Raw genomic sequence first — 3,882 nt, 5'->3', positions numbered from 1 at the left:
ACCACGCGACGCTGCCTCGGACTGGCTGCCCCGTGGGAAGCCCTGGACGACAGCAACCGCTTCACACCCGCCGACGGCACGAACAAGGCGCTGGCCAGCGCGCTGGCCGAACTGGCCTGGTGGACCGCCGTCCTCACCGACGCACGCGTCAACCGTCCGTTCCCGGCCTGAGGTCCTCGAACCCCGAACTTCTTCCTTGCAAAGATCAAGGCTGCTGTCGGTCGTCGTCGGCCACTGCTGCTGGCCTGCTCGCCGTGTCGCCTACCGTAGACCCTAAGCCGTGATCGTCGCTGGGCTTGGCTGTACGGATGGCGCTACAGCCAAGCGCTATCGCGCCTTGCGTCCGCCCCTGCTCGGCTTCATGATCCGCTCACCGGGAACGTGAAGGAGGAGCACATGGGCACCTGGGATGACGGCCCGTTCGACAACGACAGCGCCGCCGACTGGTGCGGTGGCCTCCACGATGCCGAGCCGCCTGCCCGGCCGGCAATGGTTCGTGCTGCTCTGACAACGGCGGCACTGAACACCGGGTACCTCGACTATAAAGAGGCCGCCTCGGCCATCGCCGCAGCGGCCATCGTGGCGTCCCAGATGCCCGGCGGAGACCCGATAGCCTCGCCGTACGCGCCGGACTTCCTGCTTGCTGGCGAATCCCTTGGCTTGGACGACGACCTGCCACAACTGGCGATCGAAGCACTTGACCGGGTCCTCGGCGACGACTCCGAGTGGCGGAGCCTATGGGGTGAGGCGGGAGCGAGTGAGTTCCCGCAGATCAACAAGCTCCGCGCAGTGCTCTCCGGTCCGCCCGAACTGCCCGGCCAGATCGCGATGCTTTAGGGACGGCGCGTCCCTGGGGCGGTGATCTACCCGTCATTCGAGTCATCGACCCAATCCATGCTGGGCTCCTCTTCGTCGGGCGACATTGCGATCACCTGCTCCCATGCGTTGACAACGGCCGCGGCCTACCGGCTGAACGGGTCGCCCTTGGCCAGGCGGTAACGAGACCTCTGACGAAGCGAGTCCAGGACGCGCATCGGTTGGCCCGTGCTGTGGATCAGGGCTGGGACGCCACGGCGAGCTTTGCGAAGTCTGGGGCATAGACGGCCATCCAGTGCGGATGCAGTCGGTAGTAGACCACGTCGTTGTCCCAGTCGAAGAGGTCGTCGCCGTAGAAGTCCCTCAAGTACGCGAGCACGTCCGGCCAATCCGTGGCCTGGTCGCCGTTCCGGGGGTTGAGGATCTCCACCTTGCCGTGCGTGAAGACGCCGAGGTCCTCACCGCGCATGTGTGCGGCGCTGACGGCGGGCCGCGCCGCGAGGTGGCGCGCCTTGGCGGCGTCGGGCGCCGTGCCGAAGTACCACTTGCCTCGCAGGAAGTGCCCGTCGACACCGCTGATCCGCGGCTCGCCCTTCGCCGTCACGCTGGACAGAGCGAGGGTGCACATGCCGGTGAGGACCTGGGTGAGTTGCTCCGCGTTCAGTGTGCGCTCGGTATTGATTATCGAGCGGAGGTGGGAGGTGGAGCCGGCAAGGGAGTCGTCGAGGAGGGCTTGGAGCTCTTCGAGATCTTGTGGGGTTTCCCGCATGGAGATCCTTGTCTTTCCGCATCTATCTGTGCCGTGGTCCGCGCCTCTCACCGGCGCCGACCGATGAACCCATGCTTCACCCGAAACCTGACATCTTGCGTCATATTTCTTCAACCAGCCGGCCCCGCAAGGTGACCACGGCGTGAGGCGGTCAACGCAGAAGACGACCCCTGTGAAAGCCTGTCGCGATGTCGCGTGCCCGCCTAGCGCTGACCGCCGGGGTTCTCCTGCTCATCGCCTCGTGCCTGCTGCCGTGTCTGCCGTTCCTGGATCTGTCCGGGATCTCGATGCCCTACCAGGACCCCACTCCCGAGATGCTGGAGAAGCAAGCCGCCGACATCACCGCAGCCGAACACAGACTCGCCGTCCAGGCAGCCATCGCCGGCGCACTCGCCGTAATCGGCCTGGCAGCATTCATCTACGCCTGGAAGCACAGGCGGGCCCGCAAGGCCGACCACGGAATCTAGGCCAAACGTAAAGTATGTGCTGGGACGGATTCGTCAAGCATGTGGTGGGAGGTCAGGAGACTCCATATGCGGCAGACGGCCGTCACCTAGTAGGCGAGGGAGCGTCACCCGGCCGAGGGGGCAATAACACCATCGTCTGCCAGTTGCGGAACACGAAGCGGTGCACCGACTTCAACCCGACCCATAACGCCGGATAGAGCACGGCGCGGCCGAACCCGCGGACTGTCACCGTCGTGGTCCGGGTGACGTGCGTGCCACGGCCAGCAGGGGCCATCTCGAATAGATCCCCGAGATAGTCAACGTAGCGGTGGAAACCGAGATCCGTCGACTCCATGTGGAACGCCAGCCGGGCTGGTGGCTCCCATACGGTGATCCGCTGCCGCACCACCCCTTGCTCCGAGACACACTGCCGGGCCGCGTCTACCTCGCCTGGGCCCTCGGGCAACCGGCACATCGTCGGTCGAGGCGTACCCAGGTAGAACACCGGGCACCGGGGCTGCAGTTCGAGGCGTGAGTCGCAGAGTGCCGGCCACAGCACCTCAGGCGGGTGGGGGATCGTCCAGCGCGTACGCACGATCACGCCCCCGACGGTAGTCCCACCGTCAACGGTGCAAGATCGTCTAGCCGGACGTGTCACGGGCCCTGACCTGGCCAGATGATGTGGTGGAGCCCAGGGGACTCGAACCCCTAACCCCTGCCTTGCAAAGGCAGTGCTCTGCCAGTTGAGCTAGGGCCCCGTGTCGGCGCTCAGCGCAGGTCGGGCGCGGTGGTCGCCTCGTGCCACAGGGCGCGCTCGTCGTTCGAGGCCTTGACCTTCTTGGCCACGACGGCGGCCACACCGACGATGCCGGCCAGGATCAGGAGCTTCTTGAACATGTGCTTGACCCCTCGTGCTCGACTGCCGTCGGACGATGTGCGGTGGGGCTAGCTGGAATCGAACCAGCGACCTCAGAGTTATCAGCTCTGCGCTCTAACCGACTGAGCTATAGCCCCGCGTGGCGACGAGCAAGGTTAACCCATCGCCTCCGCCGCGCCCAAATCGGGGGGTCCGTGGCGGAAGCACCCGCGCCACCCCGAACCTACCCGGACGCACGACGCCGGGGCGACCGCTTTGCGCGGCGCCCCGGCGTCGACCGAATCAGTCCCGCTCGGCGAGCGTCAGCTCGATCCCGCCGACCAGGTCGGCGCAGACGTTGTAGACGAACGCGCTGAGCGTGGCCAGCGCGGTGAACAGCACGACGTTGACCAGGCCGATCAGCGCCGACGTCAGGATCACGCCCTTGGCGGTGATCCGGAAGCCGCCGCCGCCCTGGCCGCCGCCGGCGTTCACCAGGTCGGTCAGGCTGTCGTTGACGCTCTTGAACACGCCCATCGCGTCCAGCGCGAGGTAGAGCACCGAGGTCGCCACGACGACCACGATGAAGAGCACCACGGACACCGCGAACGCGAACTTCATCACGGACCAGGGGTCGATCCGCTTCAGGTTCAGCCGGGCCCGTCGCGGCCCGCGGGACGCGGCCGAACTGACCGAGGTACGCGCGGCGCGTACCGCCTCGCCCACGCGCGCGGCGCCGACAGCGGCCGCGCCGCTGACGCCCGGCGGCAGGCCCCCGCCGTTCGCGGGCCGGGACTGGCCGGTGGCGCCGGTGGTGGTCGGACGGGCGCCGTCGGGCGACGTCTTCGGCGCGGTGCCCAGGCCGGCGCCGATACGCGGCTGGGTGCCGGTCGTACCGGTGGAGGCCCGGCCGGCCGCGGCCGGTGGCTTGATCGGCTGTGTGCTCGTGGCGTTCGCGGGCTTGGCCGCCGGATCACCTCGATTTTGTGCTCGAC

At 67.4% G+C, this 3,882-nt stretch carries 6 protein-coding genes and 2 tRNA genes; 2 read left to right on the top strand and 6 right to left on the bottom strand.

Annotated features, from left to right (window positions below; all coding sequences use genetic code 11):
• The first annotated feature begins 396 nt into the window (after positions 1-396).
• A complete protein-coding gene (locus tag KBX39_RS25590; protein WP_187693757.1) occupies positions 397-837 on the top strand; it encodes a DUF4259 domain-containing protein in 441 nt (146 codons plus the stop codon).
• 217 nt (positions 838-1,054) lie between these two features.
• Here the strand turns inward: KBX39_RS25590 and KBX39_RS25585 are convergent, their stop codons facing one another.
• Positions 1,055-1,585 carry a pyridoxamine 5'-phosphate oxidase family protein gene (locus tag KBX39_RS25585; protein WP_187693758.1) on the bottom strand — a complete coding sequence of 177 codons (531 nt, stop codon included), beginning with the start codon at positions 1,583-1,585 and terminating at the stop codon, positions 1,055-1,057.
• 188 nt (positions 1,586-1,773) lie between these two features.
• Between KBX39_RS25585 and KBX39_RS25580 the strand changes: the two genes are divergently transcribed.
• Positions 1,774-2,052: a hypothetical protein gene (locus tag KBX39_RS25580; RefSeq protein WP_187693759.1), complete on the top strand. Its 279-nt coding sequence runs from the start codon at positions 1,774-1,776 to the stop codon at positions 2,050-2,052.
• Between the two features lie 82 nt (positions 2,053-2,134).
• Here the strand turns inward: KBX39_RS25580 and KBX39_RS25575 are convergent, their stop codons facing one another.
• The 5 genes from KBX39_RS25575 to KBX39_RS25555 all read right to left on the bottom strand — a co-directional run.
• Positions 2,135-2,632: an SRPBCC family protein gene (locus KBX39_RS25575; RefSeq protein ID WP_187693760.1), complete on the bottom strand. Its 498-nt coding sequence runs from the start codon at positions 2,630-2,632 to the stop codon at positions 2,135-2,137.
• A gap of 81 nt (positions 2,633-2,713) precedes the next feature.
• Positions 2,714-2,789: transfer RNA gene (locus KBX39_RS25570), tRNA-Ala, on the bottom strand.
• Positions 2,790-2,799: 10 nt separating this feature from the next.
• Positions 2,800-2,928 (bottom strand): DLW-39 family protein, encoded by a 129-nt coding sequence (locus KBX39_RS25565; protein ID WP_013283222.1) that lies wholly within the window; start codon positions 2,926-2,928, stop codon positions 2,800-2,802.
• Between the two features lie 43 nt (positions 2,929-2,971).
• Positions 2,972-3,045 (bottom strand) — tRNA-Ile (locus KBX39_RS25560).
• Between the two features lie 145 nt (positions 3,046-3,190).
• Positions 3,191-3,882: DUF3566 domain-containing protein (locus KBX39_RS25555; protein ID WP_247660584.1), on the bottom strand; the 692-nt coding region annotated here is incomplete at its 5' end.

The sequence above is a fragment of the Micromonospora sp. D75 genome (assembly GCF_018070405.1).
Lineage (GTDB): Bacteria > Actinomycetota > Actinomycetes > Mycobacteriales > Micromonosporaceae > Micromonospora > Micromonospora chalcea.
The sequence above is the reverse complement of the archived record's forward strand: the minus strand, read 5'-3'. Positions and strand labels throughout refer to the sequence as shown.

Coding starts and splice junctions, on each gene's coding strand:
- KBX39_RS25585 (WP_187693758.1), bottom strand. CDS start 1,585: ATGCGGGAAACCCCACAAGATCTCGAAGAGCTCCAAGCCCTCCTCGAC.
- KBX39_RS25590 (WP_187693757.1), top strand. CDS start 397: ATGGGCACCTGGGATGACGGCCCGTTCGACAACGACAGCGCCGCCGAC.
- KBX39_RS25580 (WP_187693759.1), top strand. CDS start 1,774: ATGTCGCGTGCCCGCCTAGCGCTGACCGCCGGGGTTCTCCTGCTCATC.
- KBX39_RS25565 (WP_013283222.1), bottom strand. CDS start 2,928: ATGTTCAAGAAGCTCCTGATCCTGGCCGGCATCGTCGGTGTGGCCGCC.